This window comes from Undibacterium sp. Dicai25W, assembly GCF_049340505.1.
GTDB lineage: Bacteria > Pseudomonadota > Gammaproteobacteria > Burkholderiales > Burkholderiaceae_D > Undibacterium > Undibacterium jejuense.
Genome location: NZ_JBMPOQ010000006.1, coordinates 234890 through 249577, shown reverse-complemented (window position 1 = coordinate 249577; position 14688 = coordinate 234890). Strand labels below are relative to the sequence as shown.

The window sequence follows — 14688 nt, the reverse complement described above, 5'->3', positions numbered from 1 at the left end:
TTATATATTCGCAATGTAGAACATCCATTGGAATGAATAGATTCAATACACTCCAATGGACTTATTTTACTGCATTGCAGTAAAAAAGAAGCAATGATTGTATTTTAAATTACTTAAAATCAATATATTGCCGCAAAAAATAGACAACTTATGAATCAAATGATCTACAGCCAAATCGGCCGTGACCACATTAACCCATGTGCAAACCGCCGTTAATTGAGAAGTCCGATCCAGTCGCGTAACCACCTTCATCAGAAGCAATCCAGGCAACAATGGATGCGATCTCTTCAGGCTCAGCTAGACGTTTAACTGGAATGCCGCTGACAATTTTTTCCAATACGTCTGGACGAATTGCCTTTACCATATCAGTACCAACATAGCCTGGCGACACGGTATTTACTGTAACGCCTTTCGTAGCAACTTCTTGCGCCAACGCCATTGTAAAGCCATGGATACCTGCTTTAGCAGTCGAGTAATTTGTTTGACCAAATTGTCCTTTTTGACCGTTCACGGATGAAATATTGATGATACGACCCCAGCCACGGTCAACCATGTTTTCAATCACTTGCTTAGTGACATTGAACAGTGAATTCAGATTGGTATCCATGACAGCATCCCAATCCGCCTTACTCATTTTACGGAACTGGCCATCGCGAGTAATGCCGGCATTGTTAACCAACACGTCAATTTCTCCAATTTCAGCCTTTACTTTGTCAAAAGCTGCTTTGGTTGATTCCCAGTCAGACACGTTACCTTCGGAAGCATGAATATCAAGACCTTCCGCACGCATGTCTGCCAGCCATTTTTCTCTACGGGCAGAATTTGGGCCGCAACCCGCAACGACGGTGTAACCCTCTTTGCACAAACGTCTGCAAATTGGAGTCCCGATTCCACCCATACCGCCAGTTACATACGCAACACGCTTTGCCATACTGATTCTCCTGTTTTTAATAGATAAGCCAAAACAACAAAAATTAATCCGCTCTTACTTTCACGTAACGACCTGGTGCGGGCTCGGATGCTGGAAATTCTTTATTCCCGGCACTTGCTGGCACCTTCACCATTTTTCCACCGTGTTCTGCCAAAAATTCTGACCACACAGGCCACCAACTACCCGGGTATTCAGTCGCTCCAGCCATCCAGACATCAGCATCTTTGCCGACCGCGTCAGGATTGAGCCAGTAGCTTCTCTTTTTCTTTGCAGGTGGATTGACGACACCAGCAATGTGTCCCGAGGCGCCCAACACAAAGGTATTTTTATTTTTTTGCTTGAGATTCAATAAGCGCGTAGAAGCAAATGCTGCTTGCCATGGCACGATATGATCTTCACGAGAGCCATAAATAAATACCGGCGCATCGATTTTTCCAAGATCAACTTTATTGCCTGCGACAATCAGCGCACCAGGCTGCATCAATTTATTTTCGAGGTACGTATTTCTCAAGTACCAGCAAAACATCGGCCCTGGGAGATTTGTGCTATCCGCATTCCAATAAAGCAAATCGAATGGGGGTGGAGCCTCACCTTTTAAATAATTGGACTGAACGTAGTTCCAGACCAGATCATTAGCGCGCAAGCTAGAGAAAGTGCTGGCCAGATCACGCCCCGGTAGCAAACCGCCAGCGCCAATGGTTTGCTCACGCATAGAGACTTGCATTTCATCAACAAAGACGTCGAGTACACCAGTATTAGAAAAATCTAGCAATGCAGTCAACAATGTCAGGCTGCTCACCGGATGCTCACCGCGATCAGCCAGAACGGCCAGCGCAGTAGAAATGATAGTGCCACCAACACAGAAGCCAAACGCATTGACTTTATCCTGCTTACTAATTGACCGAACCACCTCTAAGGCTTTGATTGCGCCCTGCTCTACATAATCATCCCATGTCACATCCGACATAGTCGCATCAGGATTTGCCCAAGAAACCAGAAATACAGTGTGCCCTTGTTCGACCGCGTAACGGACGACCGAGTTCTCAGGCTGTAAATCAAGGATGTAAAACTTATTGATGCAAGGCGGCACCATCAACAACGGACGCTGGTGCACCGTTTTTGTAAGAGGCGTGTACTGGATCAACTGGAACAGCCGATTTTCAAACACCACAACGCCTTCTGTCGTAGCGACATTTTTACCTACTTCAAATGCGGACTCATCGGTCTGGCTAATACGACCTTTTTGCATATCGGCAAGCATTTGAGTAATGCCTTTCGCCAAACTTTCGCCTTTGCTTTCTATCAGTTTGGCTTGCGCTTCAGGATTTGTGACCAGAAAATTAGCGGGCGACATGGCATCAATCATTTGCTGCACCGCAAAACCAATTTTTTGTTTTACTTTACCAGGAGCCTCAACCGATTCTGCTAATGCCATCAAAAACCGGGCATTTAGCAAATAACTGGCTGCGCTGTAAGCATGCATTGCATGCGTGTGCCAGTCGGAAGACGAAAAACGTCTGTCTTTAAGTTCGGGTAATTTGGATACAGCAAAATTTTGCCAGAGCTGGCCAAATTCCTGCATATATTCGGATTGAAGCTTTGCAAGAACCGCAGGTTTGATTGTTGCGCCGGCTTCTTTGAGCATGTCAAGAACAGGCATTTCTGCTACCGAAGCCGCGGGCTTCATCCATTCTTGCCATGGTGTTTGATTCACTAGCTGTGACATCCATTCGGAGTACATAGCTTGAGGATCGAAAGTCTTCATGCGTGCCTCCTGATTTTCGCGTATCGTTGTGAGTTAATCTTTAGCTTCCATGCTTTAAAATTAAAGAAAACTTAATTTCTTCCAATTTTCCAACTTACTTGCAACCATTTAAAACCTACTTCAACTGATTTTATGTACATCGTCGCTATAGCCTGGGTTTACGTCGTTTTATTAATGGCAATAACAGAACCGTCAGTCATCGCAGGAATCATGACCTTCGTCATGTACTGCGTTTTCCCACTAACGATACTTTTATACCTGATGCGTACACCGCAACGCAAGCGAGAACGGCTCGAAAAATCAGTTGCACTGCAACAAACTCAGGCAAGCATAGATCCGGAACTTCCGAAGGAAAACACTATGCCAGCTAACCCTTCAACACATCGTCCGGAGCAATCCAAATCAAACTAGCCATACGCCCGGTCACCCCATCCCGCCGATAAGAATAAAATTTCTGTTTATCGGTGACCGTGCAGTAGTCCCCACCAGTAATATCGTTGACACCCGCTGAATTCAACACGTTTCGCGCTAACTGATAGATATCAGCAAGATATTTCCGTTCGGCACCTACAATATCATTAGATGATATTTTAACAAATGAATTTATCGCATCTTTATCTTGCCCGGTGAAGACATCATAAACATCTTGACCTACCTCAAACTTTTTCGGGCCTATCGCAGGCCCCAACCAGGCAGAAATTTCACCCGCCCCTCGCAACCGCATTTCATGCACCGTGCTTTGTAGCACACCAGATGCCAACCCACGCCAACCTGCATGCGCGGCCGCGACTACACATCCTGTAGCATCACTGAACAAAACTGGCAGGCAGTCTGCAGTCAATACTGCACAGACAAGGCCAGGAGTGCTACTTACAACCGCATCAGCACAGATGCCAGGCACCAAAGTTTCGACCTGAGCAACTATATTGCCATGAACTTGTGATAAGAATATGACATCGTTAGGTAATGATGCATTTAATTTTGTACGATTTGCCATAACCGCCGCAATGTCGTCAGAAACATGGTCACCAAGATTCAATCCGGACGTGCCATGCATATCCCCATACACACCAGTACTGCAGCCACCAGATCGCAATGTTGACATTGCTCGTACATTTGACGGCACCTCACGCCAATCAGGTAGCAAGATATCAAACGACATAGGCTGCCCCCTCGTCATCATGGCAATGAAATCCCGGCAGCTTTGATCAAAGCCTGAAAATCTTCCGCTACCGGCACTTCCCATTCAACATGCTCCCCTGACTCAGGATGGATTAAACCGAGCTTACGTGCCTGCAAGGCTTGGCGCGGGAAAAATCTTGCCAAATGTTGCTTACCATACAAAGGATCACCAACCAGCGGAAAACCTAACGAAAGCATGTGTACACGAATCTGATGTGTGCGTCCGGTTTCCAATTGACAGGCGACCAGGCTATTTGGAAATTTTTCCAACATACCAGTTGCGATACGTTGGAAATGTGTCACGGCGGGTTTTGCCAAAACACTACGAGAAACCGCCATTTTGATACGATCACGAGGGTGTCTTGCCATCGGTGCATCCACAGTTCCAGATACGTTAGGGGTACCCCAGACCAAGGCATAATATTCACGTTTGACACTACGGTCTTGCAGTTGACGCACCAGATCTGTGTGAGCAATCAAAGTTTTGGCGACCACCATCAAACCTGACGTATCTTTATCAAGACGATGAACAATACCTGCGCGCGGCACACCTAATAATTCTGGCCAACGGAACAACAACGCATTGAGCAAGGTCCCAGACCAGTTCCCTGCGGCAGGATGCACTACCATCCCGGCCGCCTTATTAATGACGATAAGCGAATCATCTTCATATACGACATCAAGGGGAATATCTTCAGGTTCATAAGCGCCCTCATCAGGCGCTGCTTGTGGAACGATAATAATTTTCTCATCGCCCAACACCGTCATTTTTCCACGACCAGGAACACCATCCACTGTCACATACCCATCTTCTATCCACTGTTGAATACGACTTCTCGAATATTGGGGAACAAGTTTAGAGATCGTCTTGTCTAACCGTTCGCCGCAGGCAGCGGAAGTTAGTTTTAATTCGATATTTTCGACGTCGGAAGAGAAGTCTTCATCGGCTTCGACATCTTCATTCACTACTTCCGCATCTATGTCAAGGTCAGAATCTGACAAAATCACTGTTGTAGTTGGTTTCACATTTTTTGTCATCGGCTATAATCCGTAAATTGTTTTCATGCTTACGCACAAATTTATGCACATTAAATCTTTGAAATTGCTGGTCTTGGCAGTAACCGCGTCCCTTGCTTTAGGGGGCTGCGGCGTGTTTGGTGACAAAATTGATGAGACCAAGACCTGGTCAGCATCAAAATTATACGCTGAAGCAAAAGACGAGATGTCTAACGGCGGATATGAAAAAGCAATTCAGTACTATGAAAAATTAGAATCGCGCTTTCCATTCGGTACCTACGCGCAACAAGCACAAATGGATACTGCTTATGCCTACTATAAACAAGGTGATCAGGCACAGGCTCTCGCTGCTGTTGAACGATTTATCAAACTACATCCAAATCACCCAAACGTGGACTACATGTATTATCTGCGCGGCTTGATTAATTTTAACGATCAGCTTGGCATTCTTAACTTTATCGCCCGTCAAGACATCACGGAACGTGATCCCAAAGCTTCACGCGACTCTTTTGACGCCTTCAAGCAATTGGTAACGCAATTCCCAGATAGCAAGTATACGCCAGATGCACTGCTCCGTATGAAATACCTGGTAAATGCCTTGGCACAATACGATGTCCATGTTGCTCGCTACTATATGCGTCGTGGCGCCTACCTGGCTGCCGCCAACCGTGCTCAATCAGCGATCAAGGAATATCCAGACGCACCAGCGAACGAGGAAGCGTTGTTTATTTTGGTTAAAGCCTACAATGCAATGGGTATGAATGACTTACGAGACGATGCAAACCGCGTGTTCGTTAAGAACTTCCCTAATAGTAGCTATGCCTCAGGAGTCGACAAAAATAAATCCTCCTGGTGGAAGTTCTGGTAATTAGTCAAAGCTGCACCACAGTTATTAACAAAAAACCGATCATTTGATCGGTTTTTTGTTTTCTGAAACGAAAATCAAGCCAGTATTGATCTAATTGTCTTCTAAGCGACGTCTAAATACCCAGTTCTTCGGTGTCGATTCCTCTTCACAATAGACATATTGCTCAGCATCGAAATTCTTAATTTCCTCGACATCCTGAATCGCCCGTTCAGCACAATATCTCGCCATCAAACCACGAGCTCTTTTGGCATAAAAAGAAATGATTTTATATTTGCCATTTTTCCAATCCTGGAAAACAGGAGTGACAATTGTGCCATTAAACAACACTGGCTTTACCACCTTAAAGTATTCGTCCGAAGCCAGATTCAATATAGTGTCGGTGCCATTTTTTCCAGCCAAGACATTTAAACCCTCAGTAATCTTAGAACCCCAAAATGCGTATAAGTTCTTCCCATACGGATTTGCTAAGGCCGTGCCCATTTCCAAGCGATAAGCCTGAAGAACATCCAAAGGTCTTAACATGCCGTACAAACCAGATAAAATTCTTAAATTTTCCTGTAAATAGGTCAATTGTTCAGGATTCAAGGTCTGCGCATTTAAACCTTCATAGACATCCCCGTTAAATGCAAAGATTGCCTGACGCAAATGTTTGCCTGTCGGTTTTTTCTTCCAAGCATTAAAGCGATCCACATTGAGTTGCGCCAGATTGGGCGAGATGTCCATTAAAGCACTTAATTGCTGTTGCGATAATTCTTTTGCGATTTCTACCAGCTCCGCTGCTTCGTCGAGGAAATCTGCTTTGGTAAAAATAGTTGAGTTAATGGGGGTTTCATAATCCAGACTTTTGGCTGGAGATAATACAATGAGCATAGTTATCGACTTTTATAAAAACAATGAACACTATCATACCCAAGCGGGTCGTCATTGACACCAATGTCTGCCTGGATTTATTCGTTTTTCATGACCAACGCTGGAATGAAATTTTGCAAGCACTACAAAAAGGGAGCCTAAAGGCTTATACGCGTCCGGAATGCCGAGATGAATGGCTGGCGGTACTCAAATATCCGCATCTGCCGATCAAAGCAGAGAATTTGGTCACGATCCAATCGCAATTTGATCAACTGATCGAATGTGTTGCACCTGCCACGCTTTCCAACATCAAACTTCCTGTTTGCAGTGATAAAGACGACCAAAAATTTTTGGAAATCGCGCGGGATGCGGATGCCCATTTTTTAATCACCAAAGACAAAGCCCTACTCAAACTAGCAAAGCGAATTCGCAAGTTAGGCTTATACTCGATTGAGACACCGGAAAATTTCTTGCGCAGTCAAAATTCAAATTAATGTGAAATCTGTGTTTAATCTCACAAAAGCACGACAATTTTCAAAAGCATAGGTTACTCTTCGAGAAAGTCCTGCTAGTATAGTATCAGATCAAACTTGCACATTCCTTGAACCGGAATGACTCAGGTTGACATAAATAAATTTCACCAATTCCGTTACGTGTAAGCGATAAATAAGATCATTTTTTCATTTATTTGCGAAGAACTAACGACAGACCATGATATTTGTGGAAAAATTGCACAAAAGTCACAGCGATTATGGAGAATGAAGAACTATGACCGATTCAGCAGATGATCTGGACGCATTGTTTGAAGAAATGGCGAGCCAACGCCAAGAAACAGATGCCCCACCCGCCGCGATTCCCACTTCTGCTCCTGAAGCAGTCGCCAACACCTCCTCTCCTATTGGTGAGCCGCTTCCAAAATTAAATCCGCACAATACCGATGAAGATGCCAGCAAGCCTATGTTTGACCGGCTGGGCAATGTTGTGCGCATGTTACATGATTCCATGCGTCAGCTTGGGTATGACCGCTCCCTATCAGATGTGGCGATTCAGGTTGCAGATGCAAAAGACAGACTCGAATACGTCGCAACGCTGACTGAGCAAGCCGCAAACAAGGTGTTGAATGCGACCGATCTCGGCATGCCAGAACAAGATGAACTGGCAAAAAAAGCAAAAACCATGGACGCGCGCTGGGATAGTTTATTCGCGGGCAAAATGAGCGTCGAAGAATTCAAAGAATTGGCTCATGATTCAAAATCCTTTGCCAATGTCGTTATGACTGCCACTGATGCCGAGAAAGCTCGCTTACTCGACATTATGATGGCGCAGGATTTCCAGGATTTAACTGGGCAGTTAATTAAAAAAGTTGTCGCAATCAACAAAGCTGTTGAACGCGAACTGGCACAGATTTTGTTGGACAACGCTCCTTCAGACTTGAAAGAGAAGGCCGTAGAATTAATGGAAGGGCCATCCGTTCCGAATGCGGCATTGGAACAGGATGACGTAGACAATCTTCTTGATAGCTTGGGTTTCTAATGGATGACATGCTCAAAGAATTTGTCGTCGAGGCGCTCGATCTGGCGACAAATGTAGAAGAACATCTGCTTTCACTTGAGCGCAACCCTGGCGACATGAACACACTCAATGCCGTGTTCAGGTCTTTTCATACAATCAAAGGTGGCGCCGGTTTCATGAACCTCACGGCGATGGTCTCCGCATGCCATCTTACCGAAAATTTGTTCGACGCACTTAGAACCGGACAGGTAGCTGTTACACCTGAAGCGATTGAAGCAGCTCTTGAAGCCAGCGGCTTCGTCGCTGACCAATTGACTGCACTGAATAACGGCGTGGCGCCGGATCAACTGTCAACAATGCCAAAATCATTAGAGGCAATGCTGACCGATGCGATCGAAAGCAAAGGTGTGAGCAAGAAATCTGCGGCGTCCGTTACTGCGGCACCGAAAGCGGCACCTGTGGCCACAGCTGTCGCCGCACCAGCACCGGCTGCCGCTCAGAATCAAGATGGAAATATAGATTGGGAGGCTTATTATAGAGCGGTCACTCCCGCGGGAACCTTACCTGAAGCGGTTGTAGAAACCTATGAAGCGCCGCAACCAGCCAATATCAGGGAAGAAAATGAAGCAGTCAAGTCTTCTTTGTCGAATGCAGATATTAAACAAAATGCGCCGGCAAAAGAAGAAAGTATCAGAATTGACGCCGTAAAACTTAACGTTTTATTAGAAGTCGCTGGCGAATCAGTACAAGCGGCAAATCAAGCGGCCGTGTTGTTAGAAAAGCTAGGTCAATTTAAGTTCGACGGCCAGGCTGCACCACTAATGTCAGCCCTCACAGAGACACTAACGCGCGCATCTCGCTACTCAACCGAATTACAACGCGCAACCTTAGCAACCCGGATGCAACCCGTAGGACGCTTGTTCCAAAAATTTCCACGTTTGGTCAGGGAGTTGGCGCGAGATTTAGGCAAGGAAGTTGATCTGAATATTACCGGTGCAGAGACAGAAGTCGATCGGGTTGTAGTTGACAGTCTCTACGATCCACTCGTGCATATGCTGCGCAACGCTTTGGATCATGGAATTGAAACCTCTGAGGAACGCCTGATCTCGAACAAGTCACCTCGCTCGACAATTTCTCTCAAAGCATGGCAAGAAGCCAGTAGCGTCATGATTGAAGTTTCGGACGACGGTAAAGGCATGGATGCGCAACGTCTCAGGGATAAGGCAATTTCCAAAGGCCTGATTAATTCACATGATGCACGCACAGATGACGAAGCGTTCCAACTCGTCTTTTTACCAGGTTTCTCAACGAAAGAAGTTGCTTCTAGCGTGTCTGGTCGCGGCGTCGGTATGGACGTCGTTAAAACTGCGGTTGAGCGTCATCGTGGAGCGATTCGTATTGCCTCTGAGCTCGGAAAAGGCACCACCTTCCTCATCAGATTGCCGATCGAATTATCTATCGTGCCAACGATGGTCGTCCGTACTGATGGTGCATCACTTGCTTTACCGATGGCTACTGTTCAGCGCGTTGTTGAACTGCCAGAAACCTTTGAAAGCGTTGGCGGACAACCTGTATTGCGCGATTTAGGGCGTCCTTTACCCGTTAAGTCATTGGGGAAAACTCTGGGCTACTCACCATCATCAGAACGCGTTGGCATTGTCATAGCAGCACCTAATCCCTACATTCTGTCGGTTGATTCAGTGGACGGAACGGCCGACCTCGTAATTAAACCTCTGACTTGTATCAGTACGCCAGGAATAACAGGTACTGCCCGCTCTGCTGAAGGTGAATTAGTATTGGTCATCAGCCTATCCTTCCTGATCGATGGTTGCAAAGTGCGTGAATTAATGACAAGTTGATTACATTCCGACGAAGACGTTAAAAAGGGTTTATTTTTCAAAAGAAATAAACCCTTTTTCATTTCCTGAAGCCAAATAATTCGTTTGCGCTTTTGCACGATGCGCTGCAAATCAAACGGATAAAAACACAATTTGACAGACTCTGGCAGAATGAGCGCATTCTCGAATAGAACTGACTCTCATGCCATCACCAAACACAAGTGCGTCCGACTTTCATCTGGACAATTTTTTTCAGAATGCATTGTTCGCAACGCTCCCGCCCGACTTCTATACGCACTTGCGCCCTACTCCTTTACCCGCACCTTATTTAGTGGCCGTGAGTAAACGGTTAGCAGGCGAACACCACATTTCAACACGTAACTTTCAAGATCAAGAAGCAATTGAAGTTTTTACCGGAAACAAAATTCCACCAACAATCAATCCTCTATCCAGCGTCTATTCCGGCCATCAATTTGGCGTCTGGGCTGGTCAACTTGGTGATGGGCGAGCAATTTTGCTCGGAGATACAATCAACAGACAGCAACAGCGAATCGAGGTGCAGTTGAAAGGGGCCGGAGCAACGCCGTACTCACGCTCCGGTGACGGGAGAGCAGTACTAAGGTCATCCATCAGGGAATTTTTATGTTCGGAAGCCATGCATGCACTCCACATTCCCACCTCGAGAGCACTTTGCATTACTGGATCAGACCACTACGTTTTTCGCGAACAACCAGAGACAACAGCGGTTGTAACCCGTCTGGCACCGAGCTTTATCCGCTTCGGTTCTTTTGAGCATTGGTATTACAATCGCCGCCATGACAATTTAAGAATGTTGGCCGATTTTGTGATTGAACATTATTTCCCACATTGCCGTGATCAGCAGAATCCATATCAAACTCTGCTTGCTGAAATCACACACAAAACCGCTGAGCTGATGGCGCATTGGCAGTCGGTCGGTTTTATGCATGGCGTCATGAATACGGACAATATGTCTATCTTAGGCATTACCCTTGACTACGGTCCGTATGGTTTTATGGAAGCGTTTGATGAGTCCCACATTTGCAATCACACTGATCAGCAAGGGCGGTACTCGTACAAGATGCAACCGAGTATAGGGAATTGGAACGTGCATGCACTTGGTCAGGCGATGCTACCGTTGATAGGCAGCGTCGAAGATACCCAAGCCGCGCTATCAGAATACTCAAATAGCTTTGTCGCTAAATGGGAGAGCTTATTGCGTTCCAAGTTTGGCTTCCGCATGGCACATGAATCAGATAAACAACTTGGAGACGACTTCTTCAGTTTGATGCAAGCGAATCATGCAGATTTCACGCTAAGCTTCCGTCAATTAAGTCACCTGGAGAATGAAATATCGCCAAAAGATGATGCCCTGCTCGACTTATTTATAGACAGAGAAGCCTTAAAAGACTGGCTGAACCGCTACCGGGCGCGCCTTGCGATGGAAAACAGCAATGCTGATGATAGACAGATTGCAATGAGAGCGAGCAATCCCAAATATATTTTAAGGAACTATTTAGCTCAAAATGCGATCGAAAGGGCACAGAATAAAGATTTTTCTGAAATCACCAAATTATTATGCATATTAGAAAACCCTTTTGATGAGCAAATCGAGAATGAAGAATACGCAAAGCTCCCACCCGACTGGGCCAAAAATTTGGAAGTCAGTTGCTCTTCGTAACACAAAAACAACATGACTTAAGTCATTTAAAGGTGAGCCACTTGAAACACCTGGACCAATTGAAGCTGATAAGGAATCCTAATAAGACGTAAATACGGAAACATACATCACGACATGACGCACCTGAATAATTTGTGTAATATTTGCGACGTCCATTTTGTACATGTTCTTCTTGACGACTCACCACTAACAGGTTCACGCAAAGCATACATTTCGTAAGCCTGACATTTAAACCACTCGCATAAGTCTGTTTTTAATGAAATTTCTTTTTGACGTTTTTCCAGTTATCTTATTTTTTGTCACCTTTAAATGGGGCGAAGGGCATACTGCAACTGCTCAAGCCTACGTTGAAAACTATCTTTCCAGTCTGGTTTCAGGTGGTGTCAGTTCACCTGAGCTTGCACCAATTATGTTGGCGACTGCAGTCACTTTAGTTGCATCAATCGGCCAGATATCTTATTTGCTCATCCGCAGACAAAAAGTAGATGCAATGCTGTGGATCTCGTTCATCATTATTATGGTGTTCGGCGGAGCCACTATTTATTTTCATAGTGATACCTTTATTAAATGGAAACCATCTATATTATATTGGTGTTATTGTGGCGCTTTCTTGTTAGCACAATTTGTCTTCAAGAAAAACCTGATCCGTACTGCGATGGAATCGCAGGTCAAGTTACCCGAGCAAATCTGGGGCAAACTGAGCCTTGCCTGGACAGCTTATTTCTTCCTGATGGGCGTACTGAATCTCTGGGTCGCTTTTAACTTCTCAACAGATACATGGGCGAATTTCAAACTGATCTCCATGGTAGGAATCATGCCGGCATTCATTGTTATTCAAAGTTTATTTTTATCGAAATATATGACGGAGGCTGAATAATGTCACGATTCGATCAACTGAAAAATCGTCTTACAAATGCTTTACAGCCGGTTGTATGTGAATTAGAAGACGATTCCGCCGCTCATGCAGGGCATGCTGGCGCAGCTTCGGGAGGGAGCCATTACAATTTGAAAATAATTTCTCATCAATTTGAGGGCTTAAATCGCATTTCACGGCATCGTCTGGTGTATGATGCCATTGGCGATATGATGCATACGGACGTTCACGCACTAGCGATTGTCGCGTTGGCGCCGTCAGAGATACCGACCTAAGCAGTTTACTTATAATCCGTTTTTTTTATTTTGTTATTTAGGAACAGACAATGACTTTTAAACCTGCTCTTTTGCTGGTAGCACTTCTTGCAACAGCTTTGCCAACAATGGCTCAAAATCTCGCCGTAGTTAATGGTAAAGCAATTCCATCCTCACGCGTCGATGCATTAGTAAAACAATTGACATCCCAAGGACAGCAAGACACACCAGATTTGCGCGCAAAAGTAAAACAAGAACTGATCAACCGCGAAGTGTTGATGCAAGAAGCTGAAAAATCAGGTTTAGCATCCAATCCAGAAGTAAAAAACCAACTGGAAATCGCACGTCAATCTTTGTTGATTCGCGCACTGATGATTGAATATGTCAAAAAGAATCCAGTGACAGATGCAGAAGTTAAAGCAGAATATGACAAAGCTAAAGCACAAGCTGGCGACAAGGAATACCATGCTTACCATATCCTGGTTGACAAAGAAGATGATGCAAAAGCGATTATTTCTAAGTTGAAAGCGGGAGCTAAGTTTGAAGAGCTGGCTAAGCAGTCCAAAGACACTGGATCAGCATCCAAAGGCGGCGATTTAGATTGGGCATCTCCAGCAACGTTTGTACCAGAGTTCTCTAATGCAATGATCGCACTCCAAAAAGGTCAATTTACAGAAACACCTGTAAAATCCCAGTATGGATTCCACATCATTAAATTGGAAGATGTTCGCACGTTGAAATTCCCTACTTTAGAGGAAGTTAAACCACAAATCATCGACGGCTTACAACAACAAAAAGTACAAGCTTACCAACAAACTTTAGTAAAAAAAGCCAAAGTTCAATAAAATTGAAGTAAGCAAAAACAAGGGCGCAAGTTTTTAAACTGCGCCCTTTTTTCTATCTTTTTTTGGTGCTATGACAATAAACAAAGAAGAATTAGCCCAACAAAATGCTACGATAATGCATCAGATTGAAAATGAATTCGACTGAGCAATGTCTGCTTCTCACGATTTATCCCTGCGCTAAATACTTCAATGAAAATATCTTTTTCTCATTTGCAAAAGAATTTGCATTGGAACTATCACTGCAAGTTTAAAGCTTCATCAAAGTCATCTTTAAAAACTGCTGCCATTGCGCTGCAAATCTTGCTCATACTGCTTTTATTAGCCATTTCAAGCGAAAGCAATGCTGGTCTGGTTGATTTCTCAAATGGTTTATATGAATTTGTCACCAAAAAATTTGGCCCCGAAGCACCGCATCGCCTTCAGATAATGCAAACCAATGTACGTCAAATGAAGGCAACAGCGGGACCTGATTTAACTGGGAAATTGTTAAGATCAAGAAACGTACAACTTGAAATGCCTTTGTTAAAGAGGGCAAATGATTTTTATAATCAGATTCCTTATGTCAGCGATTTAGAACATTGGGGTGTGGAAGATTACTGGGCTACACCAGTTGAATTAGTCGCTTCGTTTGGTGGTGATTGTGAGGATTATGCGATCGCTAAATATATGACTTTAAAAGACTTAGGCATCCCAATTGAGCGCCTGAGAATTACCTATGTCAGAGCAATTAAGATTGGCGAGACGCACATGGTTCTCGCCTACTACCCTACCCCAGATAGCGATCCATGGATACTAGATAACTTGATTCCTGAAATAAAACACGGCTCTGAACGCAAGGATCTGATACCAGTTTATAGCTTTAACGATGACGATTTGTGGCTAGCTAACGGAACAGCAAGAAAAGGTGGCGCTTCAACGGTACGCCTATGGCGTGATGTTATCGAAAAAATGGATAGAGAAAGTAAGCTCTGATATTGAAAGATAAAGCACCATCGATGATGGCAAGATCTTAAAACCATGTAAGATTCATCCGGCGATTTTTAGCTATCTACCC

General features: G+C 44.6%; 14 protein-coding genes. 9 read left to right on the top strand and 5 right to left on the bottom strand.

All coding sequences use genetic code 11. The annotated features are described in order from the left end of the window. Window positions 1-190 precede the first annotated feature (190 nt). The 4 genes from ACO0KY_RS09840 to ACO0KY_RS09825 all read right to left on the bottom strand — a co-directional run bounded on the left by ACO0KY_RS09840 (window position 191) and on the right by ACO0KY_RS09825 (window position 4916). Window positions 191-931 carry a 3-ketoacyl-ACP reductase gene (locus tag ACO0KY_RS09840; RefSeq protein ID WP_186910777.1) on the bottom strand — a complete coding sequence of 247 codons (741 nt, stop codon included), beginning with the start codon at window positions 929-931 and terminating at the stop codon, window positions 191-193. Window positions 932-974: 43 nt separating this feature from the next. Next, a complete protein-coding gene (gene phaC, locus ACO0KY_RS09835) occupies window positions 975-2696 on the bottom strand; it encodes a class I poly(R)-hydroxyalkanoic acid synthase (protein ID WP_423045643.1) in 1722 nt (573 codons plus the stop codon). Between the two features lie 367 nt (window positions 2697-3063). After that, complete coding sequence (pgeF, locus tag ACO0KY_RS09830; RefSeq protein ID WP_423045641.1) at window positions 3064-3858, bottom strand: peptidoglycan editing factor PgeF; 795 nt, start codon at window positions 3856-3858, stop codon at window positions 3064-3066. A 17-nt stretch (window positions 3859-3875) separates the two neighbouring features. Then, a complete protein-coding gene (locus tag ACO0KY_RS09825; RefSeq protein ID WP_423045640.1) occupies window positions 3876-4916 on the bottom strand; it encodes an RluA family pseudouridine synthase in 1041 nt (346 codons plus the stop codon). A gap of 43 nt (window positions 4917-4959) precedes the next feature. Here ACO0KY_RS09825 and ACO0KY_RS09820 point away from each other — a divergent pair, with 43 nt between their 5' ends. Next, entirely contained in the window at window positions 4960-5763 is an 804-nt protein-coding gene (locus ACO0KY_RS09820; protein ID WP_423045638.1) for an outer membrane protein assembly factor BamD, read from the top strand. 90 nt (window positions 5764-5853) lie between these two features. Here the strand turns inward: ACO0KY_RS09820 and yaaA are convergent, their stop codons facing one another. Next, window positions 5854-6633 carry a peroxide stress protein YaaA gene (gene yaaA / locus ACO0KY_RS09815; RefSeq protein ID WP_423045637.1) on the bottom strand — a complete coding sequence of 260 codons (780 nt, stop codon included), beginning with the start codon at window positions 6631-6633 and terminating at the stop codon, window positions 5854-5856. A gap of 23 nt (window positions 6634-6656) precedes the next feature. On the opposite strand from yaaA, the gene ACO0KY_RS09810 reads away from it, so the two are divergent. From ACO0KY_RS09810 to ACO0KY_RS09775, 8 genes are all read left to right on the top strand, one after another. Then, window positions 6657-7106, top strand: a complete 450-nt coding sequence (locus tag ACO0KY_RS09810) for a putative toxin-antitoxin system toxin component, PIN family (RefSeq protein WP_423045635.1) — start codon at window positions 6657-6659, stop codon at window positions 7104-7106. 274 nt (window positions 7107-7380) lie between these two features. Further along, on the top strand, window positions 7381-8145 hold the full coding sequence (locus tag ACO0KY_RS09805; RefSeq protein ID WP_423045633.1) for a protein phosphatase CheZ: 765 nt from the start codon (window positions 7381-7383) through the stop codon (window positions 8143-8145). Then, entirely contained in the window at window positions 8145-9983 is a 1839-nt protein-coding gene (locus ACO0KY_RS09800; RefSeq protein WP_423045631.1) for a chemotaxis protein CheA, read from the top strand. The genes ACO0KY_RS09805 and ACO0KY_RS09800 overlap by 1 nt, the downstream gene beginning before the upstream one ends. Before the next feature lie 181 nt (window positions 9984-10164). Then, the gene (locus tag ACO0KY_RS09795) at window positions 10165-11661 is read left to right on the top strand and encodes a protein adenylyltransferase SelO (protein ID WP_423045629.1); all 1497 of its coding nucleotides are present in this window, start codon (window positions 10165-10167) and stop codon (window positions 11659-11661) included. 256 nt (window positions 11662-11917) lie between these two features. Then, the gene (locus tag ACO0KY_RS09790; protein ID WP_186910768.1) at window positions 11918-12538 is read left to right on the top strand and encodes a septation protein A; all 621 of its coding nucleotides are present in this window, start codon (window positions 11918-11920) and stop codon (window positions 12536-12538) included. Next, entirely contained in the window at window positions 12538-12810 is a 273-nt protein-coding gene (locus tag ACO0KY_RS09785) for a BolA family protein (protein WP_423045627.1), read from the top strand. The genes ACO0KY_RS09790 and ACO0KY_RS09785 overlap by 1 nt, the downstream gene beginning before the upstream one ends. Before the next feature lie 50 nt (window positions 12811-12860). Next, a complete protein-coding gene (locus ACO0KY_RS09780; RefSeq protein WP_186910766.1) occupies window positions 12861-13634 on the top strand; it encodes a peptidylprolyl isomerase in 774 nt (257 codons plus the stop codon). 189 nt (window positions 13635-13823) lie between these two features. Beyond that, complete coding sequence (locus tag ACO0KY_RS09775) at window positions 13824-14606, top strand: transglutaminase-like cysteine peptidase (RefSeq protein ID WP_423045624.1); 783 nt, start codon at window positions 13824-13826, stop codon at window positions 14604-14606. Window positions 14607-14688 lie beyond the last annotated feature (82 nt).

Coding starts and splice junctions, on each gene's coding strand:
- ACO0KY_RS09790 (WP_186910768.1), top strand. CDS start 11,918: ATGAAATTTCTTTTTGACGTTTTTCCAGTTATCTTATTTTTTGTCACC.
- ACO0KY_RS09800 (WP_423045631.1), top strand. CDS start 8,145: ATGGATGACATGCTCAAAGAATTTGTCGTCGAGGCGCTCGATCTGGCG.
- pgeF (WP_423045641.1), bottom strand. CDS start 3,858: ATGTCGTTTGATATCTTGCTACCTGATTGGCGTGAGGTGCCGTCAAAT.
- ACO0KY_RS09785 (WP_423045627.1), top strand. CDS start 12,538: ATGTCACGATTCGATCAACTGAAAAATCGTCTTACAAATGCTTTACAG.
- phaC (WP_423045643.1), bottom strand. CDS start 2,696: ATGAAGACTTTCGATCCTCAAGCTATGTACTCCGAATGGATGTCACAG.
- ACO0KY_RS09810 (WP_423045635.1), top strand. CDS start 6,657: ATGAACACTATCATACCCAAGCGGGTCGTCATTGACACCAATGTCTGC.
- yaaA (WP_423045637.1), bottom strand. CDS start 6,633: ATGCTCATTGTATTATCTCCAGCCAAAAGTCTGGATTATGAAACCCCC.
- ACO0KY_RS09780 (WP_186910766.1), top strand. CDS start 12,861: ATGACTTTTAAACCTGCTCTTTTGCTGGTAGCACTTCTTGCAACAGCT.
- ACO0KY_RS09795 (WP_423045629.1), top strand. CDS start 10,165: ATGCCATCACCAAACACAAGTGCGTCCGACTTTCATCTGGACAATTTT.
- ACO0KY_RS09805 (WP_423045633.1), top strand. CDS start 7,381: ATGACCGATTCAGCAGATGATCTGGACGCATTGTTTGAAGAAATGGCG.
- ACO0KY_RS09840 (WP_186910777.1), bottom strand. CDS start 931: ATGGCAAAGCGTGTTGCGTATGTAACTGGCGGTATGGGTGGAATCGGG.
- ACO0KY_RS09825 (WP_423045640.1), bottom strand. CDS start 4,916: ATGACAAAAAATGTGAAACCAACTACAACAGTGATTTTGTCAGATTCT.
- ACO0KY_RS09820 (WP_423045638.1), top strand. CDS start 4,960: ATGCACATTAAATCTTTGAAATTGCTGGTCTTGGCAGTAACCGCGTCC.
- ACO0KY_RS09775 (WP_423045624.1), top strand. CDS start 13,824: ATGAAAATATCTTTTTCTCATTTGCAAAAGAATTTGCATTGGAACTAT.